The sequence below is a fragment of the Pontibacterium sinense genome (assembly GCF_015209595.1).
Taxonomy (GTDB): Bacteria; Pseudomonadota; Gammaproteobacteria; order Pseudomonadales; family Balneatricaceae; genus Pontibacterium; species Pontibacterium sinense.
In genome coordinates, this window is record NZ_JADEYS010000024.1 from 45,825 (window position 1) to 72,312 (window position 26,488).

The 26,488-nt window shown below is 52.8% G+C and carries 25 protein-coding genes; 11 read left to right on the forward strand and 14 right to left on the reverse strand.

Features of this window, described 5'->3' with window-relative positions:
- The first annotated feature begins 202 nt into the window (after nt 1-202).
- Nucleotides 203-1,369: a pyridoxal phosphate-dependent aminotransferase gene (locus IOQ59_RS18580; RefSeq protein ID WP_193954967.1), complete on the forward strand. Its 1,167-nt coding sequence runs from the start codon at nt 203-205 to the stop codon at nt 1,367-1,369.
- On the forward strand, nt 1,366-2,067 hold the full coding sequence (gene sfsA / locus IOQ59_RS18585) for a DNA/RNA nuclease SfsA (protein WP_193954968.1): 702 nt from the start codon (nt 1,366-1,368) through the stop codon (nt 2,065-2,067). The genes IOQ59_RS18580 and sfsA overlap by 4 nt, the downstream gene beginning before the upstream one ends.
- A 34-nt stretch (nt 2,068-2,101) precedes the next feature.
- On the opposite strand, the gene IOQ59_RS18590 is transcribed toward sfsA, so the two are convergent.
- Nucleotides 2,102-2,458 carry a Rieske (2Fe-2S) protein gene (locus IOQ59_RS18590; RefSeq protein ID WP_193954969.1) on the reverse strand — a complete coding sequence of 119 codons (357 nt, stop codon included), beginning with the start codon at nt 2,456-2,458 and terminating at the stop codon, nt 2,102-2,104.
- A 256-nt stretch (nt 2,459-2,714) separates the two neighbouring features.
- On the opposite strand from IOQ59_RS18590, the gene IOQ59_RS18595 reads away from it, so the two are divergent.
- The 3 genes from IOQ59_RS18595 to IOQ59_RS18605 are packed head-to-tail and all read left to right on the forward strand — an operon-like array spanning nt 2,715 to nt 5,277.
- On the forward strand, nt 2,715-3,500 hold the full coding sequence (locus IOQ59_RS18595; protein WP_228051008.1) for an energy transducer TonB: 786 nt from the start codon (nt 2,715-2,717) through the stop codon (nt 3,498-3,500).
- Nucleotides 3,497-4,498, forward strand: coding sequence for a FecCD family ABC transporter permease (locus IOQ59_RS18600; protein WP_193954971.1), 1,002 nt, complete (start codon nt 3,497-3,499; stop codon nt 4,496-4,498). Before IOQ59_RS18595 ends, IOQ59_RS18600 begins: the two co-directional genes overlap by 4 nt.
- Nucleotides 4,498-5,277 carry an ATP-binding cassette domain-containing protein gene (locus IOQ59_RS18605; RefSeq protein WP_228051009.1) on the forward strand — a complete coding sequence of 260 codons (780 nt, stop codon included), beginning with the start codon at nt 4,498-4,500 and terminating at the stop codon, nt 5,275-5,277. Before IOQ59_RS18600 ends, IOQ59_RS18605 begins: the two co-directional genes overlap by 1 nt.
- Here IOQ59_RS18605 and IOQ59_RS18610 read toward each other — a convergent pair.
- On the reverse strand, nt 5,251-6,771 hold the full coding sequence (locus tag IOQ59_RS18610) for a bifunctional aminoglycoside phosphotransferase/ATP-binding protein (protein WP_193954973.1): 1,521 nt from the start codon (nt 6,769-6,771) through the stop codon (nt 5,251-5,253). The two genes, IOQ59_RS18605 and IOQ59_RS18610, sit on opposite strands and share 27 nt — an antisense overlap.
- A 45-nt stretch (nt 6,772-6,816) precedes the next feature.
- Here IOQ59_RS18610 and mrcB point away from each other — a divergent pair, with 45 nt between their 5' ends.
- Together mrcB and IOQ59_RS18620 are read left to right on the forward strand one after the other, a co-directional pair.
- Nucleotides 6,817-9,156 carry a penicillin-binding protein 1B gene (mrcB, locus tag IOQ59_RS18615; RefSeq protein WP_193954974.1) on the forward strand — a complete coding sequence of 780 codons (2,340 nt, stop codon included), beginning with the start codon at nt 6,817-6,819 and terminating at the stop codon, nt 9,154-9,156.
- A gap of 57 nt (nt 9,157-9,213) precedes the next feature.
- Nucleotides 9,214-9,816 carry a tetratricopeptide repeat protein gene (locus IOQ59_RS18620; RefSeq protein ID WP_193954975.1) on the forward strand — a complete coding sequence of 201 codons (603 nt, stop codon included), beginning with the start codon at nt 9,214-9,216 and terminating at the stop codon, nt 9,814-9,816.
- A 7-nt stretch (nt 9,817-9,823) separates the two neighbouring features.
- Here IOQ59_RS18620 and IOQ59_RS18625 read toward each other — a convergent pair whose 3' ends face one another.
- The 4 genes from IOQ59_RS18625 to IOQ59_RS18640 form a co-directional block, all read right to left on the reverse strand.
- Nucleotides 9,824-11,671, reverse strand: coding sequence for a nitric oxide reductase activation protein NorD (locus tag IOQ59_RS18625; RefSeq protein WP_193954976.1), 1,848 nt, complete (start codon nt 11,669-11,671; stop codon nt 9,824-9,826).
- 10 nt (nt 11,672-11,681) lie between these two features.
- Nucleotides 11,682-12,497 (reverse strand): CbbQ/NirQ/NorQ/GpvN family protein, encoded by an 816-nt coding sequence (locus IOQ59_RS18630; RefSeq protein WP_193954977.1) that lies wholly within the window; start codon nt 12,495-12,497, stop codon nt 11,682-11,684.
- Between the two features lie 75 nt (nt 12,498-12,572).
- Nucleotides 12,573-14,003: a cbb3-type cytochrome c oxidase subunit I gene (locus IOQ59_RS18635; RefSeq protein WP_193954978.1), complete on the reverse strand. Its 1,431-nt coding sequence runs from the start codon at nt 14,001-14,003 to the stop codon at nt 12,573-12,575.
- A gap of 11 nt (nt 14,004-14,014) precedes the next feature.
- Nucleotides 14,015-14,449: a c-type cytochrome gene (locus IOQ59_RS18640; RefSeq protein WP_193954979.1), complete on the reverse strand. Its 435-nt coding sequence runs from the start codon at nt 14,447-14,449 to the stop codon at nt 14,015-14,017.
- Between the two features lie 239 nt (nt 14,450-14,688).
- Between IOQ59_RS18640 and IOQ59_RS18645 the strand changes: the two genes are divergently transcribed.
- Nucleotides 14,689-15,396: a Crp/Fnr family transcriptional regulator gene (locus tag IOQ59_RS18645; RefSeq protein WP_193954980.1), complete on the forward strand. Its 708-nt coding sequence runs from the start codon at nt 14,689-14,691 to the stop codon at nt 15,394-15,396.
- 22 nt (nt 15,397-15,418) lie between these two features.
- Here IOQ59_RS18645 and IOQ59_RS18650 read toward each other — a convergent pair whose 3' ends face one another.
- From IOQ59_RS18650 to IOQ59_RS18675, 6 genes are read right to left on the reverse strand one after another with little or no spacing between them, the layout of a single operon-like run.
- Nucleotides 15,419-15,661, reverse strand: a complete 243-nt coding sequence (locus IOQ59_RS18650; RefSeq protein WP_193954981.1) for a cytochrome C oxidase subunit IV family protein — start codon at nt 15,659-15,661, stop codon at nt 15,419-15,421.
- A complete protein-coding gene (locus IOQ59_RS18655) occupies nt 15,661-16,389 on the reverse strand; it encodes a cytochrome c oxidase subunit 3 family protein (RefSeq protein WP_228051010.1) in 729 nt (242 codons plus the stop codon). Before IOQ59_RS18655 ends, IOQ59_RS18650 begins: the two co-directional genes overlap by 1 nt.
- A gap of 25 nt (nt 16,390-16,414) precedes the next feature.
- The gene (locus tag IOQ59_RS18660) at nt 16,415-17,017 is read right to left on the reverse strand and encodes a hypothetical protein (RefSeq protein WP_193954982.1); all 603 of its coding nucleotides are present in this window, start codon (nt 17,015-17,017) and stop codon (nt 16,415-16,417) included.
- Nucleotides 17,014-18,297: a glutamate-1-semialdehyde 2,1-aminomutase gene (hemL, locus tag IOQ59_RS18665; protein ID WP_193954983.1), complete on the reverse strand. Its 1,284-nt coding sequence runs from the start codon at nt 18,295-18,297 to the stop codon at nt 17,014-17,016. The genes IOQ59_RS18660 and hemL overlap by 4 nt, the downstream gene beginning before the upstream one ends.
- Before the next feature lie 14 nt (nt 18,298-18,311).
- Nucleotides 18,312-18,950: a thiamine phosphate synthase gene (gene thiE / locus IOQ59_RS18670; RefSeq protein WP_193954984.1), complete on the reverse strand. Its 639-nt coding sequence runs from the start codon at nt 18,948-18,950 to the stop codon at nt 18,312-18,314.
- A complete protein-coding gene (locus tag IOQ59_RS18675) occupies nt 18,947-20,665 on the reverse strand; it encodes a chloride channel protein (protein ID WP_193954985.1) in 1,719 nt (572 codons plus the stop codon). The genes thiE and IOQ59_RS18675 overlap by 4 nt, the downstream gene beginning before the upstream one ends.
- Nucleotides 20,666-20,760: 95 nt before the next feature.
- On the opposite strand from IOQ59_RS18675, the gene argC reads away from it, so the two are divergent.
- Together argC and erpA are read left to right on the forward strand one after the other, a co-directional pair.
- Nucleotides 20,761-21,795 (forward strand): N-acetyl-gamma-glutamyl-phosphate reductase, encoded by a 1,035-nt coding sequence (gene argC / locus IOQ59_RS18680; RefSeq protein ID WP_193954992.1) that lies wholly within the window; start codon nt 20,761-20,763, stop codon nt 21,793-21,795.
- Between the two features lie 75 nt (nt 21,796-21,870).
- On the forward strand, nt 21,871-22,227 hold the full coding sequence (gene erpA, locus IOQ59_RS18685; protein WP_193954986.1) for an iron-sulfur cluster insertion protein ErpA: 357 nt from the start codon (nt 21,871-21,873) through the stop codon (nt 22,225-22,227).
- Nucleotides 22,228-22,291: 64 nt separating this feature from the next.
- Here erpA and IOQ59_RS18690 read toward each other — a convergent pair whose 3' ends face one another.
- Both IOQ59_RS18690 and IOQ59_RS18695 read right to left on the reverse strand, forming a co-directional pair.
- A complete protein-coding gene (locus IOQ59_RS18690; protein WP_193954987.1) occupies nt 22,292-23,404 on the reverse strand; it encodes an anhydro-N-acetylmuramic acid kinase in 1,113 nt (370 codons plus the stop codon).
- A complete protein-coding gene (locus IOQ59_RS18695; RefSeq protein ID WP_193954988.1) occupies nt 23,401-24,807 on the reverse strand; it encodes an OapA family protein in 1,407 nt (468 codons plus the stop codon). Before IOQ59_RS18695 ends, IOQ59_RS18690 begins: the two co-directional genes overlap by 4 nt.
- A gap of 186 nt (nt 24,808-24,993) precedes the next feature.
- Between IOQ59_RS18695 and tyrS the strand changes: the two genes are divergently transcribed.
- On the forward strand, nt 24,994-26,301 hold the full coding sequence (tyrS, locus tag IOQ59_RS18700; RefSeq protein ID WP_304621447.1) for a tyrosine--tRNA ligase: 1,308 nt from the start codon (nt 24,994-24,996) through the stop codon (nt 26,299-26,301).
- Nucleotides 26,302-26,488 lie beyond the last annotated feature (187 nt).

Genomic DNA, 26,488 nt, shown 5'->3' on the forward strand with positions numbered 1-26,488 from the left:
CTTCTGGTTTCGGGTCTACTTGAATCTGAACAAAGGCTCAGAAGCTCCGTACAATTGTTAGGTCTAGTCCAGAGTTGCGATGTTGTAAACCTGAAACAATGATTCTGAAGCTGTTTGAAAATCGTCGCTATGTTCTTGATCCGGGTGTATTGATTCATTCCTTTGTATAATAGAGCGGTTTTAAACTTATGAAGAGCGGACAATGAATAAGCAATGGACGCAGCGTGCTGCTGATATCGATTCCTTTAAAGTGATGGACCTGCTGAAACGCGCCAAAGAGCTGGATGCGGAAGGGCACGATGTGGTGCATATGGTGGCGGGTGAGCCGGATTTTGCCACGGCAGCTCCGGTGGCCGCAGCGGCTATTTCGGCCATTGAGAATGGCCTGACGCAGTATACGCCGGCAGCGGGCATTCCTGAGTTACGCGCTAAAATTTCACAGTGGTATCAAAACCGTTACGGGCTGGACATCACGCCTGAGCGTATCATTGTGACACCGGGAGCATCCGGTGCGCTGCTGATGGTGTTTTCGCTGTTAGCGGATCCGGGGCGTACGTTTATGATGGGTGATCCCGGATATCCCTGTAACCGTCAGTTTCTGCGCTTAATCGAAGCGCGTGGTCAGTTGGTGCCTTGTAGTATCGAGGATAACTTTCAGCTGACACCGGAGGCGATCCGTGAACACTGGAAGCCAGAAACTGCGGGAGTGTTATTGGCATCCCCAGCAAACCCAACAGGGTCCGTGGTGCATAAGGATGATCTGCGTAATATCGCAGAAACTGTGAAAGCATTGGGTGGCAATTTGGTTGTGGATGAGCTGTACCACGGTCTGACCTATGGGTTTGAGGCCAACTCGGTACTGGAAGTGGATCCCGATGCCTTTGTGATCAACAGCTTCTCCAAATATTTCGGCATGACCGGCTGGCGTTTAGGTTGGATGGTTGCCCCGGAAAGTGCCGTGCCGGAACTGGAAAAACTGGCACAGAATCTGTTTATCTCTCCTCCGACGGTTGCTCAGCATGCTGCTTTGGCGGCATTTGAACCTGAAAGTCTGGCCATTTTTGAACAACGTCGACAGGCATTTCAGGAGCGACGAGACCTGCTGGTTAGCGGACTGCGCGACTTAGGCTTTGATATTCCCGTCACCCCTGAAGGCGCGTTTTATGTCTACGCCGGAGCCTCTCATCTGACCGACAATACCTTCGATTATTGCTGGTCATTGCTGGAGGAGGATAAGCTGGCGACAACACCGGGAATCGACTTTGGTACCTACCGTGCCAATGAGTTTATCCGCTTCTCTTATACGACGGGGCTGGATCGAATTGAGCTGGCATTAGAGCGTCTGCATAAGCGGATTCAGGGCGTATGAAACTTGAATCGTTGATCGAAGGCCGCTTGATCAAACGCTACAAGCGCTTCCTGGCAGATGTCGAGTTATCGGATGGTACACAGGTGACGGCACATTGTCCCAATACCGGATCGATGAAGCACTGTGCCGAACCGGGAAGTCGGGTCTGGTTACTGGACTCTGGAAATCCCAAGCGTAAGTATCCGTTGGGCTGGGAGCTGGTGGAGATTGATCAGCAGCATTTGTGTTGCATTAACACCGGTCGTGCTAATCATCTGATCCGTGAAGCGATTGAGAACGGTGTGATTAGCGAGCTGCAGGGCTATAGTTCCATCCGTCAGGAAGTGAAATACGGAGAGAACAGCCGTATCGATCTGCTGCTGGAGGATGAGCATAAGCCTAAGGCGTATGTTGAGATTAAAAACCTGACGCTACTGGAAGAGGACAACTGGGGCAGTTTTCCCGATGCTGTCACTACGCGTGGTGCCAAACATCTGGTTGAGTTGATGTCGATGGTTGAGCAGGGACATCGTGCCGTGATGGTGTTCTGCGTGCCACATGAAGGGATCAAGCGGGCCCGTCCGGCGGATCAGATTGACCCTAAATACGGCCAGTTATTGCGTGAAGCTGCGCAGGCCGGGGTGGAAGTGCTGGCCTATGGTGCGAGTCTGACGGAATCGGAAGTCCGCATCAGTCACCCTGTGCCGGTTTTTTTGTAACGGGGAAACGGACTATGCGGCTGACCTGATGGGTTCAGGTCAGCTGTTCTGCGGGAATCTGTGCATCAGATGTCGGCAGATTGACAATTATCTGGCCTTCAACGATTTCAAAGGCAACCGGGTCGAGATGGTCTTCGACACATGGGCCAGAGACACAAACACCATCTTCAATCCGAAAGAGTGCACCGTGTGTTGCGCACTGGATGTATTGTTTCTCGAAATCGAGAAACTGATCGGGCATCCATTCCAGTGGAATGCTGCGGTGCGGACAGCTGTTGCGGTAGAGATAGAACTCATTCCTATAGTTGATCAGTACCAGCTTAGTGGTACCGATATCAAATCCTTTAGCTTGTCCTGCTTCCAGCTGATCGGTGTGACAAAGAACGGTCATTATTTTCCTCAGAGTAGATCGTATTGAGCAGCCTGTTGTTATGGCGCTAACCATACTGCAGTTGTGCTACCTGGGGAATGGGGTGGGTAGCATCTTGAAATGGATTAATGCGTTGCTGAAAGCATATCATCCGCAAACTTGCTGAACCGCTTATACTACCGGCATCTTCATTTTCAGACTGAGAACGCCTCAATTGCGATCGACCGGATTTTCCCGATCTCCTGCTTTACTGCTGCTGGCCTTAGGACTGTCGCTATTGCTGCATCTGTTGGTCCTACTGGTGGCTGGAAATGACGTGCCTAAGCTGGTCGAGTTGCCGGGGCAGCATCGCCTGTTACAGGTCTCTATCGGTGCTAAGGCGCCAGCTGCTTCGCTGCAAGCGTCACCGATGCTTCAACACGCTCAATCAACACCGGTATCGTTCGATCCACCCGCACCTCTGCCAGAAACAACACCGGTACAGCAGAGACCCGCGGACGGTATGGCAGGTGTTAAATCACCTGCGGCAGAGCCAGCAAAGATGATCCCGTCCCATTTTGTTCCTGAGCCATCAAAAAGCCCTGAACCTAGACCCGTTGAATTGAAGCCAGCGGAGAAGCCCTTGGTCGCGGCTAAAGAGACTAAATCGCCTCAAACTGTTGAACCGGTTGCCCCAACTTCGGTGGCAAAAGAACACCCGTCCGAAAGACACCAGTCCGAGATACCTGCGAAAGCCTTGTCCGCTCACACAGATGCGTCTGCGAGCCGTGAGCAGCAGGCCCGTTATGTCGCTGCCAGCTACCGTCATCAAACGGCCGTGCCTTATCCGAAATTGGCCCGTCGACGCGGGCAGGAGGGGACGGTTTGGCTCAATGTGCAGGTAGATACAGCGGGTGAGGTGTCTGATATTGAGGTGCTGGAGTCGTCCGGTTTTTCTCAGCTTGATCAGGCTGCACTAAAGACCGTACGCCGATGGCATTTTATTGCGGCCCGTCGGGATGGTCAGGCTGAGGTGTCTTATGTGAAGATACCGGTTAAATTTCAATTGGATAAGTCGCAATGATGCCCGCCGGAGCGTTACACCCCCGAACCTTGTTGATCGTGCTCTTGGCCGCGACGCCTTTGGTGATCTGGTTGGCGCTGCAGACCGGGGAGTTGGTGATGTCGCCCGCCGATCTTTGGACGCCGGATAGTCTGGCGCATCAGGTATTTGTGGAGCTGCGTCTGCCACGCCTCTGTCTGACCCTGTTGGCCGGTGCGTTATTAGGAGTCACGGGTGCGGCGGTACAGGCGATGTTTCGTAACCCTCTGGCGGATCCCAGCTTGATTGGTGTTTCCGCAGGCGCGGGGTTTGCCGCTGTAGCGATGCTGGTACTCGGCGATGCGGTGGTCTCTCAGATGGGTGCAGTTGCGTTACCGTTGAGTGCTTTTGTGGGTGGTTTGCTGGCAACGGGATTGGTATTTCGTATTGGACGGGGTGTTGACGGAGTGTCGGTTACGACGATGTTGCTGGTGGGGATTGCGATCAATGCGATCGCCGCATCCGGTATCAGTGCGTTGAAGTATTTCTCCGATGCATTCACGTTACGGCAGGTGGTGTTCTGGCTGATGGGTGGTTTACAGCATCAGGGGTGGCAGGCCGTCTGGACGTTGATGCTCATTGCTCTTCCGGTGTTGGTGGGTTTGTTCAGTCAGGGGCGTATTCTAAATCTATTGTTGCTGGGGGAGCGTCAGGCTGCGCTGCTTGGCGTCTCCGTGGTGCGTTGTCACCGTATTCTGATTTTACTCAGTGCCTTGGGTGTGGGGGCGGTTGTTGCCGTCGGCGGCATGATTGGTTTCGTGGGGTTAGTTGTGCCCCATCTGGTGCGTTTGTTGATTGGTCCGGATAATCGCTATCTATTACCGCTGGCCGCATTGCTGGGTGCACTGTTTCTGACGTTGGCGGATATTGTTGCCCGCGTGATTATCTCACCGGCAGAGATGCCATTGGGTGTGGTGACTGCATTAGTGGGTGGGCCGTTCTTCCTGATGATGATTGTCTACCGGCGGCGGGGAGCGTGATGATGTTGAACGTTAATGTGCAGCAATTTTGCCGCGCTGGTCGCTGTCTGCTACAAGACATTGAGCTGCAGTTTGCGGCATCGGGGTTCAGTGTCATTCTGGGACCCAATGGTGCGGGTAAGTCGACACTGCTTAAGCTGATCGCCGGACAGGATAAAATTGAGCAAGGCAGGGTCCGATTGGATGGCACGGATATTCACGCCATCGATCTTTCAGCACGTGCCTGTCGTTTGGCGATGCTGACACAGGAACATCCACTGAACTTCCCGTTTTCAGTGTTGGATGTGGTACGAATGGGGTGTTATCCGTTAGGTCTGAGCGACGAAGCATCCGCACATAAGGCGCAGACGTTATTGAAGCAAATGGAGTTAGCCGGATTAGCTTTACGCAACTATCTGACGTTATCCGGTGGTGAAAAGCAGCGGGTACAGATGGCGCGTGTACTGGCCCAGTTGGGTGAAGAGTCACAGTTGCTCTTACTGGATGAACCGCTAACCGGGATGGATCTGCGTCATCAGCATCTGACGTTGGATTATCTGCGACAGCTGGCGCAAACAGGACTGCGCGTGATCGCTGTGTTGCATGACCCCCTGTTAGCCGCACAATATGCAGATCATCTGATTCTGCTTAAGCAGGGCCAGCTGAAAGCTGAGGGCGATCTGACGACGGTATGGAACGATGCAACGTTAAGTGATCTATATGATCTGCCACTGCGGGTATCGCTGGATGCAGGCATCCCACGATTGGAGGCGCTAGCTGATAATCTCTTCGGAGCGTAGGCGTTCCAGTACATGGTTGATGCTGTCGTCGTCATCCGTGTCGACCACAATGGTGTAATCCTGCTCGTCTTCGTTCAGTGTCTGTTCGTGTTGCAACTGCTGTCGCATCACATCGATATCCGCATCTGAGGCATCGATCCCCTCATTGACGCGACGTTTGAGGCGCGCTTCGATCAGCTTTTGCTCGCACTGACAGGACACAATACGCATAGGTACATGCAGTTGCTGGCTTAGCTCGAAGTAGCTGCGACGGGTGCGATAGCGGATATTGGTTGCATCAACGATCACCGAGTAGCCGGCTTTTAACAAGGCTCGGGTGATATCTTGCAGATGGTTATAGGTACGGGCGTTCATCTCTGCACCGTACAGTTCTAGCTTTTCACCTTTGAGCGATAATTCACGATAAAGCCGCTTGCGTTCGACATCGGAACGTACGCGAATCGCGCCTATTTCATCCAGTAATTGTTGGCTGAAATAGCTTTTGCCGGTACCGGACACACCATGCATCAGATACAGCACGGGGTGCGGGGTGCGGGCGTAGTGTTCGGTCAGGCTCAAATATCGACGCAAGCCATTCAGGTCTGGCTCAGTTCCGATCACCGATACTTTGGCGCGCACCATCGCGCGGTAAGATTTGTAAAAATTCAGCAACTGTACGCCGCGATAATCGCCGCACAGTTCAAGGTAACGGTTAAGGCAGCGATTGGCCCAACGGAACTGTTCGTTGGCTTCGAGGTCCATCAGCAGGAACGCAATATCGGAGATGGTATCGATCCAGCGGAATTGCAGGTTAAATTCGATACAGTCGAACAGGCGCAGTTCATCGTTGAACAGGTTGATATTCGCCAGATGAAGATCACCATGGCATTCACGGACCCGCCCCTGCGTTTTGCGTTCACGAATCAGGTTGGTGAGTTCGCGAAAACTCTGGGCAGTATGGTTGGACAGATGCTGCAGCTGAGACCAGTCGTTCAGATCATTGATCTGATCGCCGATATGGAGAAAGTTATCGGACACAACGTCCCAGATGGTGTTGGTTTCACCCCAGGGGCTGTCAGGGGCAACGCGGGGGATACGATCATGAAAGTCGGCGATCTGCTCGGCTAGCATATCGATCCAGTCAGCCTCAAAGCGTTTTGCCTGCAACAGCAGATCCAGACGCTGCTCCGGATTGAACTGGCGCATGCGTACCGCGTACTCGATCGGTTCACCTTCGCCGTCGATCACCGGATTTTCAAATGTGCCACAAATGGGTACCACGGATTCGTAGATATCCGGTGCCAGCCGCTGGTTGAGGCGCAGTTCTTCTTCGCAGAAGAACTTGCGTTTATCCAGCGATGTGAAGTCCAGAAACCCGAAATCAACCGGCTTTTTGACCTTATAGGCGTAGTCGCCCGTCAGAAACAGCCAGGAGATATGAGTTTCAATCACCTGTATGTCTTTGACCGGATGAGGGTAGGCCGAGGCCATTCTTAAAGTATCGGTTAGCGTCATGGGGTGTCTGTATCACCTTGTTTAGGAAGACATTATACTTAGCCAATGACAAAAAAGAGAGCACCTAATTCCCGTCGTCGTCGCAGTAAGGCGATAAAGAAGCGTTCTTTCCTCTCCCGCTTTGGTGGCATTTTACTCAAACTGACGTTGGTCCTGATGGTTGTGGGCGGCATTGGTTTGATCTATCTGGATGCCCAGGTACGGGATAAATTTGAGGGAAAACGTTGGGCATTGCCTGCAAAAGTTTATGCCCGTCCGCTGGAACTGTATGTTGGCCAGAAGCTGAGTGTGTCTGACCTGAAGCGCGAGCTGCAAGGGCTGGGGTATGCTTCGGTGAAGAAAAGCACCCGGCCGGGCACGATGGAAGTCGCCCGTACCCGTGTCCGTGTTTTTACCCGTGGCTTCTTCTTCCCCGATGGTGAAGAACCGCAGCGCCACATGCTGATCAGTTTCAAGGGCAACAGTATCAGCTCAATCCGGTCGGCGTCCGGGCAGCCGGTATCGCTGGCCCGGCTGGAACCGGTTTTAATCGGTGGTATCTATACCAAAGAAAATGAAGACCGTGATCTGATCCGCTTAGATCAGGCCCCCGACAGTTTGCGTCAGGCGTTGATCGCCGTGGAGGATCGCGACTTTTACGATCACGCAGGTGTATCGGTGCGCGGTATTGCACGTGCGATGTGGGTGAATGTGCGCAGTGGTCGTTTTGCGCAAGGGGGCAGCACCCTGACTCAGCAGCTGGTGAAAAACTTTTATCTGACGTCCGACCGTACGCTGGCGCGCAAGCTGCTTGAAATCCCGATGGCACTGTTGCTGGATGCGCACTATGAAAAAGATGAGATCCTGGAAGCCTATCTGAACGAGGTATACCTGGGACAGTCTGGTGCCCGCGCTGTGCATGGTTTTGGTTTGGCCAGTCAGTACTACTTCGCCCGTCCGATTCACGAACTGCAGTTGCATCAGGTGGCTTTGCTGGTGGGGTTGGTAAAAGGGCCATCTTTTTATGATCCGCGACGTAATCCCGAACGCTCGAAAAAGCGTCGTAATTTGGTACTGCGTCTCTTGGCGGACGGTGGTGATATCACTGAAGCGGAGATGCTCAAAGCGCAAAAACTACCGTTGGGTGTGGTGAAGCAGCAAAGCCTGTTGAAGGGCGCGTATCCGGCCTATCTTGATCTGGTTAAACGCCAGTTGCGCGAAGAGTATCCAGAGGAAGCGCTAAGTTCAGAAGGCCTGCGTGTTTTCACCAGCCTTGACCCTACCGTACAGGCACGTGCAGAAACGGCTCTGGTGAAAACAGTCTCCCGATTGCAAAAACGCTTTGGTCAGCGAGCCGATAGATTACAGGGAGGCATGGTCGTGACTGACCCTCAAACGGCTGAAGTACTGGCGGTTGTTGGGGGGAAAAATACCCGTTATCAAGGGTTTAACCGAGCTCTGGACGCCCGTCGACCCATCGGATCATTGGTGAAGCCCGCTGTATTTCTGGCCGCGTTGGAGGAGGGGTATACCTTGGCCTCGCTGCTGGACGATGCACCCATTCGGGTGGAGATGGAAGACGGTCAGATCTGGGAACCGCGAAATTTTGACAAAAAAAGCCATGGTCAGGTTGCCTTGCACCGGTCGTTGTCTAATTCATACAACCTCAGTACCGCTCAGTTAGGGATGAGCATTGGGCTGGATAACGTGGCTGAGATGCTTAAGCGTCTGGGGATGGAACGAGACCCTAAACGCTATCCTTCGCTGTTGCTGGGCGCTGAGTCGATGACGCCATTTGAGGTGGCGACCCTTTATCAGACGATCGCGGCAAACGGATTCAGGATGCCGATGCGGGCTATCCGTCTGGTTACTACGTCTGAAGGCGAGGAGTTATCGCGTTATCCCTTAGAGGTTGACCAGGCAGTATCTGCATCTCAGATGCATCTGATCCAGTATGCGTTACAAGAAGTGGTGCGTGAAGGAACAGCACGTTATGTCTACAGTCAGTTGCCTGCATCGCTGAACGTTGCAGGAAAAACTGGCACCAGTAACGGTCAGAGAGACAGCTGGTTTGCAGGTTTTGCGGGTAACCGTCTGGCCGTCGTCTGGTTGGGACGGGATGACAATTCAAAGTTACCGTTTACCGGATCGGGTGGTGCGTTGCGTGCGTGGACAGAATATATTCGTCGCGAGCAACCCGAACCGTTTCTGGCAGCCTATCCTGAAGGTGTGGAATACCACTGGGTTGATGAAAAAAGTGGTTATCTGTCGGATGAGTTGTGCGAAGGTGCTCAGCAGGTACCCTTTATTGTGGGTACTGAGCCAAAAGACGAAGTGGACTGTGGTCAGCGAGATCCGGTGCAGCGCTCTTTCAGGTGGTTTCAGCAGTGGTTCCGGCAGGAATAATCATGATGAGCCCCGACCGGGCTTATCTGGAATGGACAGTAAAATAGGGTGAACGAGATGCGTAAACTGGGGTTGTTGGCGTGTACGCTGATACTGACCGGCTGTGTGGGTGGCGGTAAAAATATTGCCCCGATTGAAGATCGCAGTCGACCTGTGGTGCCTCGTGCGCAGGTACCGCCGCCTTCAGGATCGATCATCAATGCACCGGTGGAAAGTGGCGTCACGGTGAATGCAATCGACCACCAACCTGTGCAGCAAGTGACACAGCGGGCACAGAGTGGAACTGAATCTACCAATGACAGTTGGGTCACGGCCCGTGCAGCAGAACGCGAACATCGGGTGAATCCCGCCGTAGTGGCGTTGCTGGACAGTGCCCGCACTCAGGCCCGATCAGGATCGTACAGTGCGGCAGCAAGCACGTTGGAGCGGGCGCAGCGGATTGCCCCGCGTGAGCCGGAAGTCTATTACGAGATGTCCCGCGTAAGGATGAAAGCGGGTGACTGGCAGCAAGCTGAGCAGTTGGCGCTGAAAGGGGTTCAGTTATCAGCTGGATCGGCGCCGATGATGAAAAAACTCTGGAACTTAATTGCCGATATTCGTGATGATGCCGGTGATCGTACCGGTGCGCAGCGAGCCCGGATTAAAGCCCGCCGCTACTAAGTGTGTATCAGGAAGAAAGTCGAGTCAGACGTGCGTAAAGTTGGGGCAGTTTGCTGGGCAGTTCGGTGGCACGACGGATCAGAGTGTAGTGACTGCGGCCAAATAGATAAGGCAGGTAGTCCTCACCTTCATCATCGATGGTGATACAAAACGGTACCAGCCCGGCACGGCGGGCTTCCCGGATCGCTTCCCGTGTATCTTCTATGCCGTATCGGCCTTCATATTTGTCCAGATCATTGGGTTTGCCATCGGTCAGAATCAACAGCAGTTTTTGCTGATTGGGTTGCTCCGACAGCAGTTGTGTTGACCGTCTGATCGCGGCTCCCATACGGGTATAGTAGCCGGGTTTAATGCTGTTGATCTGTCCACGAACCTGACGTCCGTAGGGTTGATTGAAGCCTTTCAGGGTGTGAAAGCGCACATGGTCCCGGTAGCGGGAGGAAAATCCACAGATCGAGAACCGATCTCCCGTCTGTGCCAGCGTTTCTCCAAACAGCAGCAAACTATCGCGAATAATGTCGATGACGCGCGCTTGCTGTGCAACCCAGGCGTCGGTCGAGAGGGACAGGTCGGCTAACAACAGGCAAGCCAAGTCCCGATGCGTCTGACGCAGATCGGCATAGAGGTTGGGTTCTGCCACCAGATGTCCGGCGCTGCGCTGGGCTTGGAAGTGGCTGTACGCTTCCATATCCAGCTCGGAACCTTCTGGTTGCTGACGCATCCACTGGCTGTGGGGCCGCAGAGACTGGAACTGGCGACGTAAACGCTGGGCGCCGTAACGCAGGTGATCGGGCATATCACAACCTTCAGCGCCCTCCGCCTGCATACTGATGATCTGGCAATAGTCAGGTATCAGTTGTTGTTTGCGGTGATTCCATTCTGGCAGCAGAATCGGTCCGGACAGAATCTTATCGTCTTGCGATTCCGCTGGCAGATCCAGGTCAAAGCGAATCCGCTTAGCGATGGTTTGGTTGTCGCGGGCGATACTTAGCTTTTCCAGATCGTCGGCGTTCGCATCCGCTGAACCGAGGTCGTCTTCCTCTTCTGTCTCGCGATTTACTTTGGTCATCTCTGCCAGACTAAACAGGCTGGTTTCGAAACGCAGGGCGAGCAGTCCGGCTTTTTCTTCCGGCATCTCGGTACGTTCGGCCTGACGTTTTTTCTGCTGTTTGCTGTCTTCGCTCTGCCCCCCGTTGTTGTGCTGCTCCTCACCTTCAGGCATCACGCTGATATCGCTGGTGGCCGCTGAAACGGGTGGAAACGGATGTAGCCAGAGAGGAACCGGTGCCGGGGCGTGTTTACCTTCAGGCAGTGTGTCGACGGAGCCGGGCTGTAACAGGGCCTGCTGAATGAGCTGTTCTGCTTTTAGATCATTGCCTTTTAGTGAGGCCGGACGCAGAGGAATCAGTGCGTTGCAGAGATTCTTATAACGCGTATTCAGGCCCGGATATTGCTTCAGTACCCAGAGGATTTGTTGCTGACTGCGGCTGATCCAGTTGTCATTAGGAAACGTTGGTGCACACGCGAGTGCTGCTAACCAGTAGTACAGATCGCGGTTCAGCTGTGCCTGTGGATAAACATTAAGTTTTTCTGGCAGGCAGAGGGTATCGTCATCTCGCCATGCCAGTGCAATACGGCGATTGCTGCCGGCGAGTTTCTGCAGCCAGTTACGGCGGCTTTTGTTGCCGGTTTCGCTGGAGGCACGGATGGTTAGTCCTGGCTCACCGCCGAGCGTACGAAAGAACACCGCTAAGGGTTTGCGCAGATCGTTCAGTAGAACGGCATCATGATGATGGCCGGGATCGGCGATACGGGTGATGAATCGATCCCAGAACTGTCCAACCTGTTCTTCCATTGCGGTGGTCTCAGCTGTTGAAGTTAGCGCGAACGACTTCCATCAGCGCACTGATGGTATCGTCATCGTCGGTCAGGGACTCAACCAGCCCGGCCCTGCAGGCCTCAACCGGGTCAAATCCAGCTTTAATCAGCGTGGCGGTATAGACCAGCAGGCGGGTGCTGGCACCTTCTTCCAGATCCATATCTTTCAGGTTACGCAGGCCGGTTGCTAAACGAATCAGGCGCTGACAAAACAGTTGATCGAGTCCGGTTTCTGCCTGCAGTACCTGCAATTCCTCTTCCGGAGAGAGGTAGTTAAAGGTCATCGAAATAAATCGCTGACGGGTGCTGGGTTTTAGGCCTTTCATCAGGTTTTGGTAACCCGGGTTATAAGACACAACCAGCATAAAATTCTTCGGTGCCTGCAGCACTTCACCGGTGCGGTCCAGTGGCAGGATGCGGCGGTCATCGGTCAGGGGGTGGATAACAACAGTGGTGTCTTTACGTGCTTCTACCACTTCGTCGAGGTAACAGATTCCGCCCTCGCGCACGGCACGGGTGAGCGGACCGTCGTGCCATTCGGTGGTGCCATCACCGATCAGATAGCGGCCGACCAGATCTGAGGCGGTCAGATCGTCATGGCAAGACACGGTGTACAAAGGCAAGCCCAGTTTTTCCGCCATGTGGCTGATAAAACGTGTTTTACCGCAGCCCGTAGGGCCTTTGATCAGGACTGGGAGCTGGTGGCTATAGGCATGCTGGAACAGTTCCACTTCGTTGTGCTGTGGTACGTAGAAGGGGAGCTGGTCGTTAGCGTCGATAGAGACAGTGTTGGACTGTGACATGGTGGTCAATCTCTTTAAGAAACTCTGCCCGCCTTTTCACGGGCAGGCAGAGAGGTGACTGCTTAGCTGCGGAGATTACTCTGCAACGGCGGTTTCCAGATCACGCTGTTTAGCGATCGCTTTAGTACAGTCCGCATCAGCTTGCTGGTCATTGCCTACAAAGAAGCTGGCCAGATAAACCACCAGACCAACAAGGAAGAACACACCTGCGACTTCACGCATCCAGTAGAAGATCTCGATCTTGTCCTGTACGACCATGAATGGCAGCGGTGTATCTGTGAAACGCTGCAGGAAGACCTGCAAGATACCAGCGCCGGTCAGGAACAGAGTGATAAACACCATAGAGATGGTCATCAGCCAGAATCCCCACATCTCGGTCACCTGTGCTTTGTTGCTGTTGGCGATACGGCCGCGCAACTGAGGGACAGCGTAAGAGATGATGCTCATAACGATCATGGCGTACGCACCGTAGAACGCCATATGGCCGTGCGATGCAGTGATCTGAGTACCGTGGGTGTAGTAGTTCACCGGTGCCAGTGTGTGCAGGAATCCCCAGACGCCTGCGCCAAGGAATGCCATAACACCGGTACCCATTGCCCAGAGAACAGCGGCTTTGTTGGGATGGTCGCGGCGACGTTTGTTCACCATGTTGAAGGCAAACAGGGTCATCATGAAGAACGGAATTGGCTCCATCGCAGAGAAGATAGATCCCAACCACTGCCAGTATTCAGGTGTGCCGATCCAGAAGAAGTGATGGCCGGTACCCAGAATGCCGGTAATCAGGGCCATCGCGATGATCATGTACAGCCATTTCTCGATCACTTCACGGTCTACACCGGTTGTTTTGATCAGTACAAAGGCCAGAATTGCACCCAGAATCAATTCCCAGACACCTTCCACCCACAGGTGAACTACGAACCACCAGTAGAACTTGTCACGTACCAGGTTCTCAGGGTTGTAGAAGGAGAACAGGAACATCACAGCCAGACCGATCAAACCGATCATCAGTACAGTGCTGACCACAGTCTTACGCCCTTTGAGCACGGTCATACCCAGGTTGAACAGGAAGCCCAGTGCAACAACGACGATCCCCACTTTGGTAATGGTGGGTTGCTCAAGGAACTCTCTGCCCATGGTGGGTAATAGATCATTCCCGGTCAGCTCTGCCAGACGTGCATAAGGTACCATCAGGTAACCCAGTACAGTCAGTGCGCCTGCAACCAGGAATACCCAGAACAGAACCCACGCCAGTTTCGGGCTGTACAGCTCTGTTTCGGTTTCTTCCGGAACCAGGTAGTACGCAGCACCCATAAAGCCAAACAGCAGCCAGACGATCAGCAGGTTGGTGTGAACCATGCGGGCCACGTTAAACGGGATTTCTGGAAACAGGAAATCACCGACGACATACTGCAGGCCCATAATCAGGCCGAATATGATCTGGCCTACAAACAGGCCCAATGCCGCTATGAAATAGGGCATTGCAACGGATTGAGATTGGAATTTCATAATCGGTATCCTTAGCCCTGAATATTAGGCGGCCAGTTGCTGGTGTTAATCTCTGAGGTCCATTTCAGGAACTCGGCAACGGCTTTAAGTTCTTCGTCTGAGAGATTGAACTGCGGCATGCTGCGGCGTCCTGGAATACCATCAACCGGACGGCTTTTGATAAAGCCGATAATAGCTTCGGTGCTGTTACCGTAGCGTTTGTAGACGTTACCCAGTTCAGGTGCAAAGTAAGCACCTTCGCCCAGCAGAGAGTGACAACCGATACAGTTGTTGTCTTCCCAGACTTTTTTACCTAGGACGACTTCAGGAGTGATGTTCTCCCGATGGTCGCGCTCAGGCAGTACCCTTTCCGTGTGGAAAGTCAGGCCGATAAACACCAAAATGAAGAACAAACTGCCTCCATAGAAGATGTTCCGGGCCATAGATTTGGTAAAAGTTTCGTTCATGGTCAGGCTCCGTATCCCGGCTCACGAGAATTTGTGAATAACCGAGAGATAGTGTCGGGTATTGCCTGTTGGATAAACTTGAGAAAAATCAATTTCATTTAAAAAGAATATTTTTAATACATCTTTTTGCAGTGGATCTGCCCACTTTAAACATGAGCATGCTAATGTGGCGACTTTGCTTACCCTACAACTACACTGAAACTCAGACATGCCAAAGGCACTGGGAGATATTCCGAACTATGAAAATACCGGCAGAGAACCTGATCACCGACAGCCCAGTGAAAAGTGCATTGCGCTCCCATCACCTATGTAGCTCTTTGTCGGCAAATGATCTGGAAAAACTGGCGCAGTCCTGCCGATTGGTGAAACTGGATGCTGAGGAAAGCCTTTTTCATCAGGGCGCAGAAGCACAGCATTTTTATCTGGTGTTGTCCGGCACGATTAAATTGTTCCGTGTTTCACCGGATGGCCTGACCAAGGTGATCGAAGTGGTGCGTCAGGGCGAGGCGTTTGCAGAAGCGTTGATGTTTCTTCAGCAAAAGGCCTATCCGTTGAACGCAGAAGCGATGGGTAAAACTGAAGTGGTTTCGGTCCCCAGTCAGCTCTATAAAGAACTGATTCTGGCAACCCCAGAGTGTGCGATGGGGGTGATGGGCAACATGGCGATGAAATTGCATCGTCGTATCAATGAGATTGAAACCCTGACCTTGCAGAATACCCGCCATCGGTTAGGGAATTATCTGTTTGGTTTGCTGCCTGATCCGGCGGCAACGTCGGGTGAAATTCAACTGCCGATGGCGAAACAGCTCATCGCTTCCCAGTTGGCAATGCAGCCGGAAACGTTTTCTCGTTTGATCAAAGAGATGAAAGTGCAGGGGCTGATCAGTGTCAAAGGTTCCCGCATTGAGGTGCATGATGTTAGCGGGCTCAGAGCGTTTGGCCACTAAGCCCGGCTTCTAAGGCCCCTGTCTAGAATTGCAGAATCCCCCAGATCGATAATGCGAGCACCGGACAGTACAAGTGTAACGCACGGCGGACCAGATGGCTCACGCCGTGCAGCTCCATGAAACCATCGATAATCAGAGCGCCTTTAATGCTGGTGAGTAGCAGGATGATACCAATGACTGCTGGATGAACCGAGTCTTCGGCCAGTGCATAGCTGGATAGGGTTGTGAGTATGAGCAGCAACCAGATCAGGTGTGGATTTTTCATCAGCGAATCACATAGATCAGAGGGAATAACAGGACCCAAACCAAGTCCACCATATGCCAATAACAGGCGCCGCTTTCCAGGCCGCTGGTCTGACCTTCCACATAGGCGCCACGGCGTAGTTTCACCACCATGAACAGCAGAATGACCATACCTAGCAGCACGTGCAGTAAGTGAAACCCGGTAATTAGGAAGTACCCGGTGTAAAAGGCATTGCTGTCCAGATCATAGCCTGCACTGCCCAGTTGCCAGTACTCCCAGCACTTCACTCCCACATAAACAGATGCCGCTACAATCGCCAAAAACATCCACAGGGCTCCGCGCTGAGGCTGTCCTGTGCGGTTGTGGATAACTGCCTGCACGACCAGCCAGCTGGCGCTGATCAGGGCCAGTGTATTGATCAGGCCTGCCAGTGGATGGAGCGTTTGCTGGCCTGCGGTGAACAGATCCGGGTTGGAGGCACGCAATACACTGAACAGCAGAAACAACAGGGCAAATACGGACAGCTCCGCTGCAATGAACATCCACATGGCCAGATCACCGGGCATGATGCGGTTAGCCGATTTTGTGTTGATGTTTTCAGTGGTGGGTGGGGTTGCGAACGTTTGCTCCATGGCAACACTCCTTTGATAACTCAATCGAAGAGAGTAGAGGAGCAGGTGAGCAATGCCTTGATATTGGCTAATTTTCGGATGATAAGGATGGGGGGAGAGGAGAAGCAGGGAAAGCAATATGCTTCCCTGCTTAGATGAGCCCTTAGTTACCCGGTTTTAGCCTGGGCAGTACTTGGGCTGAGGCCAATAGCATGATCGCCAGCGCCAGCGGATAAGCTAGAGCGTTCTGGTACTCAGGCGACAGGCTTATTGGGCTGAACAGCAATACACCTGCCCCCAACGCGATGGCGGCAAATAGACTGCCGATCCGCGCAGGCAGCCTGCTGTAGCGTAGCGCTGCAAACAGCATGGATGCCGCTACCAGTACCGCCATGATCTGGCTGTACTCTGTGCCGGATTCCGCGCGGCGGGTGATCTCGAACAGTGCCAGTAAGGCCAGCAACCAGCGGCCCCAGGTCGGTTTCTGCCAATTCTGGCCGATCGCATCGGCCAGCAACGCCGTACCAATCAACGGAATCGCAGCATAGTACGCAAGATTGTTCAGCATCCGCAGTAACGTCTGCTGATCCTGATCCAGTGTGCCGCTCAACAGCAGGTTGCCAGCGGCTGATGCTGCAATAAAGACCGAAGACAGGCTGATCACGAATCCTGATGTGTAGTGCTCACCGCCCACCCGATAACCGCGCGCTGCCACAAACAGTGCGCAGATCATCAGGGCGATATTGCCGATCATTAACTGGCTCATTTCAGAGATGCGAACACCTGATCTGCCGCAGCGATGGTCGCTTCGATATCTGTCTGGCTATGTGCAGCTGATACAAAACCCGCTTCAAATGCGGATGGTGCCAAATAAATACCCTGTTCCAGCATACCGTGGAAGAACTTGGCGAAGCGGTCTGCATCGCAGGCCATGGATTCGGCGAAGCTGGTTACTTTTTCCTGTTCGGTGAAGAACAGACCAAACATACCGCCTACACGACTGGTGGTGAATGGAATACCGTTCGACATGGCTGCGGCTTTCAGGCCTTCAGTCAGGAACTCAACTTTAGCGGCCAGCTGATCATAGAAGCCCGGTGCAGAAATTGCGTTCAGCATGGCCAGACCTGCTGCCATCGCCAGAGGGTTGCCGGACAGTGTGCCCGCCTGATAAACAGGCCCCAGTGGCGCGATGAATTCCATGATTTCACGTTTGCCGCCAAATGCACCCACCGGCAGACCGCCACCGATCACTTTACCCAGTGTGGTCAGGTCCGGTTTAACGTTGTAGACGGCTTGCGCACCGCCCAGTGCGACACGGAAGCCGGTCATCACTTCATCAAAAATCAGCACAGTACCGTACTGGTCACAGACTTCACGCAGACCTTCAAGGAAACCGGGCACCGGTGGAATACAGTTCATGTTGCCAGCCACTGGCTCAACAATGATGCAGGCGATCTGATCACCGACCTCTTCGAACGCTTTGCGCACGCTGTCAATGTCGTTGTGGTTCAGGGTGATGGTGTGTTCAGCCAGAGCTGCTGGAACACCCGGAGAACTTGGTTCACCCAGTGTCAGCATGCCGGAGCCTGCTTTAACCAACAGGGAATCGGAGTGACCGTGGTAACAACCTTCGAACTTAACGATTTTATCGCGACCGGTGTAACCTCGTGCCAGACGAATCGCGCTCATGGTTGCTTCGGTACCGGAGCTGACCATACGGACCAGTTCCATCGATGGCATGATTTCGCAGACCTTGTCTGCCATCTCGATTTCAATCGCGGTGGGTGCACCAAAACCCAGACCGTTATCCAGAGAACCACGTACCGCGTCCAGTACGGCAGGATTGGAGTGACCCAGAATCATCGGCCCCCAGGAGCCGACATAATCGATATATTCTTTGTCATCTTCGTCATACAGGTAAGCGCCTTCGCCACTTTTGAAGAAGATTGGCGTACCACCGACGCCTTTAAAGGCACGTACAGGGGAGTTTACGCCGCCCGGAATATGTTTCTGAGCATCCTGAAAAAGTGATTCAGATCGGGACATGGTGGGGATTCTCTCTATGAAACTGTTGGAAATAGTTGGCTAAACCGGCGCGCTTGCTGCTCGACATCATCGGCGGCTAGCAGGGCGTGAACCACTGCCAGCATATCGGCACCGGCTGTAAGTGTTTGCGCAGCATTATCCACGGTAATGCCACCAATCGCTACTGTTGGCAGCTTGATCTGTGCCTTGCTCTCGCCCAGTAAGGACAGCGGCGCAGGTGTCGCATTTGGTTTGGTTCTGGAAGCGTAAAATGCGCCATATGCGATATAGTCGGCTCCCGCCTGCTGTGCAGTGATTGCATATTCAAGGTTGGCGTGGCACGTGGTGCCGATAATCGCGCTATTGCCCAGTAGCGCCCGTGCTTCACTGATCAGGCCGTCACTTTGCCCAAGATGGACGCCCGCCGCGCCAGATGCTTTCGCCAGATTCGCATCGTCGTTGATAACCAGTGGTACGTGGAACTGCTGGCACAGGTCAACCAGCGCCCGTGCCTGACGCAACCGTTTGATTGAATCGTCTGATTTATCGCGATACTGCACGATACGGGTGCCTCCCCGAAGGGCTGCTTCGATTCGGCTGAGCAGTTCATTGTCTTCCGGCATCAGCACGCTGTCCGTGATGGCGTAGAGGCCGTGCAGTTCAAATTTGGTCATTGGCGTAAGTTATTCCTGTAAGACTGCTCGATGTGGTCGCGGGTCAGAATGCCCAGAACTCGCTGGTTCAGATCGGTCACAATCACCGCATCGAGTTCGGATTCATTCATCAGATCCAGCGCTTCATGCAATGTGGCACGATAACTGATCTCCAACAAGTCCCTGTGCAGGGCCGGAATATGGGCCAGATCGATGGTGGCCTGATCGGGTTTACGCGCGAGGTAAGTGAGCAGATCGGAGGGATCAAGCAAGAAACGTTCTTTGTCATCAATTAACAGCCAGTGCTGGGCTTCAAGGTTGAGTGACTTGGCGGTGTCTCTATCGATCTCTTGTGGTACGGAGATAAAGTCCCGGGTGATCAGGCTGCTGACGGCTACGCCAGACATCGCTTGCGTGATGGGCTCGTAGTGATAATCCAGCCCTAGCGCGCGAAGCGAAGACACAAACACCGATGGCAGGCCGAACAGATAACGGACGGTCAGATTGCTGGTCACAATGGCAATCATTGCAGGCAGTATGATGTTGGGATTCCCGGTCAGTTCCAGCAGAGCGATGAGAGCTGCCAGTGGAGCATTAAGCAAGGCACCCATCATCGCGCCCATACCCAGCATGGCATAGAAACCCACGTGAGCGACGGGTTGGTTGGTCATATGGTCACCGATCAGGCCCAGCGCACCACCGGCCAGCGCACCAACCATAAAACTGGGACCAATGATTCCGCCCGGCACACCCAAGCCAAGCGTGATGGGGGTAATGATCAGTTTGGTCACCATCAGGCCGATAAGCAGGCCCAGCGCCAGTTCACCGTTCAGCGCGGCGGAGAGAGTGTCATATCCCACGCCCATCAGCTGAGGGTAGACCAGCGCAACACTACCAATCAGTAACGCTGCAATACCCAGACGTAGCGACAGAGGGTGTTTACCGTAACTTTGGGTTTTGACCATGATGCGATTGAACAATGCCGCCAGGCAGCCAATACATAATCCCACAAACATGATGTAGGGGATCTCGTTAAGCGTTTCGACTTCCAGGATGGGTACGGCCAGATCGATCTCGCTTCCAAGGGTGAAGCGCACCATGATATCGGCCGCAACGGCAGCGACTACCACGGGGGTAAAACCGATCACGGTGTATTCCAGCATGACCACTTCCATGGCAAAAACGACGCCCGCCAAGGGTGTATTAAAGGCGGCTGCGATCGCGGCGGCTGTGCCACATCCCACTAGAATACGCAGTGAATTATTGGGTAATTTAAACCATTGTCCCAGTAAGCTGCTGAATCCTGCGCCGAGGTGAATGGCTGGCCCTTCTCGCCCAACTGAATGGCCGCTAATGAGGGACGTTGCACCGCCAAAAAACTGAACCAGCAGGTTGCTCAGCGGCAGGTGAGCCTGATGGTAGCCCATGCGCTCCAAGACGTGCGCAGGACCGACCCGGCGTTGATCGGGCCTCAAGCGGAAGAGGAGTAAAAACAGAAGCACACTGCCCACGGCAGGAAATATAAAGCGTTGTATTGATGAGAGTGATTCGAAGTCCTCACTCAGCCCGCTGGGTAGTAGAAACTGTTGTGACAGATCCACGGTCAAACGGAAAAGGATGATCAACAAACCGGTGGCTATGCCAGACAACAGGCCGATCACAACCAATTGTGGCAACGCGTCGACATGGGCCAGACGGTGGCGAAAATGCTCTAGGGAAAACCAGTCTTTGATCATCTATTAGGCTTAATATCGCAGGATTAATAGCTATTATGACTGACGCTTTGTATCATAAACACCCAATTTTAGGTACTGATGGATGTGAGGTCGTTGTGGTTAAAGTAGGTATCGTAGGTGGTACTGGATACACCGGTGTTGAATTGTTACGCCTTTTGGCGAATCACCCAGAAGCTCAGGTGGAAGTGATTACATCCCGCTCCGAAGAGGGCGTGCGCATCGCTGATATGTATCCGAACCTGCGCGGCCGCTACGATCTGGAATTTACTGTGCCGGACGTTGATACCCTGTCAAAGTGTGACGTTGTGTTCTTCGCAACGCCTCATGGCGTAGCGATGAAAATGGCTCCAGAGCTGGTGGACAAGGGCGTTAAAGTGATCGATCTGGGTGCGGATTTCCGTATTAAAGATCTGGATGTCTGGTCTCAGTGGTACGGCATGGAGCACACCGCACCTGAAGCCGCTGCAGCAGCAGTCTATGGTCTGCCTGAAGTAAACCGTGAGCAGATTCGCGAAGCGACGCTGATCGCCTGCCCGGGGTGTTATCCAACGGCTGCTCAATTGGGTTATCTGCCGTTGATTGAAAATAAGCTGATCGACCATCGTCGTCTGATCGCTGATTGTAAATCCGGTGTGAGTGGTGCTGGACGTGGTGCAAATGTTGGCTCTTTACTGTGTGAAAGCAGTGAAAGCATGAAAGCATATGCCGTTCCGGGACACCGTCACCTGCCAGAGATTAAACAAGGTTTGTCTGCCGCAGCAGAACGTCCGGTTGGATTGACGTTTGTGCCGCACCTGACGCCGATGATTCGTGGTATTCACGCAACCTTGTACGGAATTCTGCGTGACCCGGTTGATCATGATCTGCAAAAGATGTTCGAAGAGCGTTATGCCAACGAACCATTCGTTGATGTGATGCCAGCAGGCAGTCATCCTGAAACCCGCAGTGTAAAAGGCGCTAACCAGTGTCGTATCAGCGTGCATCGTCCGGGCAACCAGGACACTGTCGTCGTCCTGTCTGTGATCGACAATCTGGTGAAAGGGGCTGCCGGTCAGGCGGTACAGAACATGAATATCATGTTTGACCTGCCAGAGACCGCAGGTCTGGAACAAGTGGGTATGATGCCATAAGGTATCTTTAATACTTGACTGAATTGCTTGGTTAAGCTGATAATGTCCGCCTGACTAAGTAGGTGTTATTGCAAGATGATTGAAACAGTAGATCCAACTGCGGAAGCTTCAATGATGTTCACCGACGCTGCGGCGAATAAGGTGCGCAATCTGATTGAAGAGGAAGAGAACGATAACCTGAAACTGCGGGTGTACATCACTGGTGGTGGTTGTGCCGGTTTCTCTTACGGCTTTACCTTTGATGAAGCTGTTGCCGAAGATGACACCACCATTGAGCGTAATGGTGTAGAGATGGTCGTGGACGCGATGAGCTTCCAGTATCTGGTCGGGTCCGAAGTGGATTACAAAGAGGGCTTGGCGGGTTCTCAGTTTGTGATTAACAACCCGAACGCAACAACCACCTGTGGTTGTGGTTCCTCGTTCTCTATCTGATCCTATAACGGGATGGTCGTCCGATCATCCCGCTCTTTATTCACTTCTGAAAGACCCGCGTTATCTATGCCGGGTAAATTGCACCCAAAATGCGTTCCCCGCGTGCGCCGGTTACATCCGGTAAGTTTCCGCTTAGGCCGTTGAGAGTTTGTTTCGCCAGCCAGGCGAAAGCGCAGGCTTCGACCCAGTCAGGGTGTAGCCCTAGCGCATCGGTTGTGTTGACCTTAATCGGACTCAGCAGCTGTGACAGACGTTTAAGTAACGTCTGGTTATGACTGCCACCACCGCACACAAAAATGTCTGAGACGCCTTCTGCTAAAAAAGTACGTATCTGGTCACTAATCGTGCGCGCAGTTAGTTCCAGCAGTGTGGCTTGTACATCTTGTGGGGCCGAGGTGCAGCTACAGAGCGTCATTTGTTCCTGTAGCCAAGCCATATTAAATTGTTCGCGGCCGGTGCTTTTGGGAGCAGGCTTGCTGAAATAGGGCAGGCTTAACAGCTGGTCTAACAGTTGGGCGTCTACGTTACCTTGTGCAGCCCAACAGCCTTCGGCGTCATAACTGCGCTGTTGCTGCGCGGAAATCCAGCCATCCAACAAGACGTTGCCCGGGCCGGTATCGTAACCCATAACGATTTGGGACTGGTCCGCCGGTAACCACGTGATATTCGACATGCCGCCGATGTTCAAGACAATGCGGGGATGTTGCCGGTCGGAAAACAGGGCTTTGTGAAAGGCTGGGACCAAGGGCGCGCCTTCGCCTCCCGCAGCGATGTCGCGCGGGCGGAAGTCGGCTACGGTGGTGATCCCCGTCAGTTCACTGATCAGACTGGGGTTACCTATCTGCAGTGTGAAACCGTGTTCAGGGCGGTGCCGAATTGTTTGTCCATGGCTGCCAATAGCGGTCACCTGATCGGCACTCAAATTCAGCGTTGCCATAAGCTTCAGCGCCGCATCTGCAAACAGTTGAGCCAATGTTTGATCCAGTTTGCCCATGCGGTCAATTTCATCATTGCCGGGGGTGCAGAGCGTCAAAATCTGATCGCGTACCGTGCTTGGCAGTTCGCAGCTGCAACTCCCCAATAACTCAAATGTTGGTGCAAAGCGAACCGCGACCGCGTCGATACCGTCAAGGCTGGTTCCAGACATCAGCCCGATAAAGATGTCGTGTTCTTTCATTGCTGTAAAACAGCCACTTGAGTGGTGCGGTAGGACTCAAGTTGTGTCATGAGTGTAGCGGCGACCGCCTTGAATGCAGGGCGCTCTTTCTTTGGAATAGGAGCCGCGTTTGGAAACTTTACGCGCATTGGATTTTTGTGTACGCCGTTTAGACGGAACTCATAGTGCAGGTGAGGTCCACTGGCCAGCCCCGACTGACCGACATAACCGATGATATCACCTTGTTTGACCCGGCTACCTGAGCGCTGGCCTTTGCGGTATTTCGACATGTGGGCATACAAGGTAGTGATGTTGCTACCATGCTGAATGATAACCGCTCGGCCAAAGCCGCCTTTGGTGCCGCGCCAGATGATTTTACCGTCACCTGAAGCTTTGATTGGCGTGCCGGTGCGTGCGGCATAATCGGTACCTTTATGGGCACGGATACGATTAAGAACGGGATGCTTGCGTTTCAGGTTAAAGCGAGAGCTGATGCGGGCAAAATCAACCGGCGTCCGCAGAAAAGCCTTGCGCATGCTTTTCCCGTTAGGCGTGTAATAGCTGCTCGTGCCGTTGCTGTCAGTAAAGCGCAGTGCCGTTACTAATCGTCCCTGGTTAGTAAACTGTGCAGCGATAATATTGCCTTCCCCAATCATCTTTCCATCGAGGAAGCGCTCTTCATAAATAACGCTGAAGCTATCGCCCTGACGAATATCCAGTGCAAAATCTACATCCCAGCCAAAGATCGAAGCTAAAGACATGATCATGCGGTTAGAAAGTCCGGCTTTCTCTGCATCAACAAATAGCGACGAATTTATAACGCCGCTGGCATATCGGTGTTGAATCTCGGGTTTGCGTTCGATGATCTGGGAAACGTAGCCGTTTTCGGTTTTTTCAATTTGTGTGCTTACCAGCTTCGAGCGAATCAGGCGAAGTTTCTTTAGCTCGTCGTTCTCGATCAGGAATGATATTTCCTGACCGGGATAGATTCGAGATAAACCCTTATTGTGGCGCGAGGCATTCGTAACGCTATAAACGTCTTGAGAGCTCAGGCCTGCTTTTGAGAAAAGCGAAGACAGGGTGTCGCCTTTGCCGATGGTGTAACTGACCCAGTTATCGTCGACCGCAGGAGCTGCTTTAGGTGTCGATACAGCAGGCGTCGCATGAGTCACAGGGGTCGGAATTTCCAGCTTGGCTTGCAGGGGCTGAACCGCAGGTAAGGAGGTGCTGCGTGTATCGGGTAATGGCAGCGATTCGCGTGTCTGCTTGGGTAAATTGAGTTGCTGGGTAGTTCTAGTCGCTGATACTTCTTCTGATGGCAGCAACGTCAATGTCAGGCCAATGATAGAAGCGCACAAGCAGGCAGCAATCAAATGGATCGTGGGGAATCGCCCCTTGAATCGTCTGAGCTGATCTTTAAGCACGGGTGGCTCCGGTAAATATTTCCAATAGCAAATTGAGGGGATTATGCCACTTTCTTTACAAAATGTCGGCGCAGCTGATTAAAACTTAAGCAATGGCCCGTAGATTGTTTGTTTGTGGCTGTGGCTCTCGGTAGAATAAGCGCCTTTCTTAATCGGTATAGATAACATTTAAGGTAAAACGGCCCCATGAGTGACATGACTCTGCTACAAGATCTTCAAGCACGCGGCCTGGTCGCGCAGATGACCAGCGAAGACGAACTGGAAAAACATCTGGCAGAAGGCAATGTGTCTCTCTATTGCGGTTTTGACCCGACTGCTGACAGTCTGCATATTGGTAGTTTGGTGCCGCTGCTGACACTTAAGCGTTTTCAGGAATATGGCCACAAGCCTTATGCATTGGTGGGCGGTGCGACGGGTCTGATCGGTGATCCAAGCTTTAAAGCTCAGGAGCGTAAGTTAAACTCCGACGATGTGGTTGCCAACTGGGTGGAGAAGCTCAAAGCACAGGTTAGCCAGTTTATCGATTTCGAATCCGGCGCTAACAGCGCAGAGGTTGTGAACAATCTTGACTGGACCCAGAATGTTGATGTGCTGACTTTTCTGCGTGACGTAGGTAAGCATTTTTCTGTTAACCAGATGATTGCAAAAGAATCTGTGAAGCAGCGTATTGATCGCGAAGGCGAGGGTATCTCCTTTACCGAATTCACCTACATGATCCTGCAGTCCTATGATTTTCAGAAGCTTAATGAAGCGCACGGTGTAACGTTGCAAATCGGCGGTTCTGATCAGTGGGGTAACATCACCGGTGGTATCGAACTGTCTCGCCGTAAAAATGGTAATCAGGTATTTGGCCTGACACTGCCGCTGATTACTAAGTCCGACGGTACTAAGTTTGGTAAAACAGAATCCGGCACAATTTGGCTGGATGCGGCGAAAACCTCTCCATATGCGTTCTATCAGTTCTGGCTGGGTACAGCGGATGCGGACGTGTATCGTTTCTTGCGTTACTTTACCTTCCTGCCGGTTGGCGAGATCGAGCGTATCGAAGCAGAAGATGCTGAGCGCCAGGGACGTCCTGAGGCTCAGGGTGTGTTGGCGCGTGAAGTAACGCGTCTGGTCCATGGTGATCAGGGGCTTGCAGCCGCGGAGCGAATCACACAGGCATTGTTCTCCGGTGATCTGGCTGATCTTAGCGAAAGCGATTATGCACAATTGAGTCAGGATGGATTGCCTTCAATGAATCTTCAGGCCTCTTATGGTGAGAAGTTAGCTGAAACTCCACTGACGACAGTTTTGGTTGATGCGGGTATGGCAAATTCAGGCAAGCAGATTAAAGATGCTCTGCAGCGTAATGCGGTTGTAGTGAATGGCACCGCATACGGAGTGGAGGACAATATGAAGGCTGCTGAGATCTTTGCTGAAGAGCAATCGGTGTTCGGAACTTACTTTATGGTTAAGGTGGGTAAGAAAAAACATTGTTTGCTAACCGTTTAATGTATTTAGCACCTTAAGAAGGGCGCCGTCAGGCGCCTTTTTTGTGTCTGCTGCTTTGTTTTGTGTGTTATTTAATCAGGGTTGATGGTTTTTTGTTCGTTTTAAGGTTTTTTTACGTTTTTTTGAAGTTTTTTAACAAAGGCTGTTGACCCCCATGCTGAGGTCTGTAGAATGCGCCTCCTCGCTT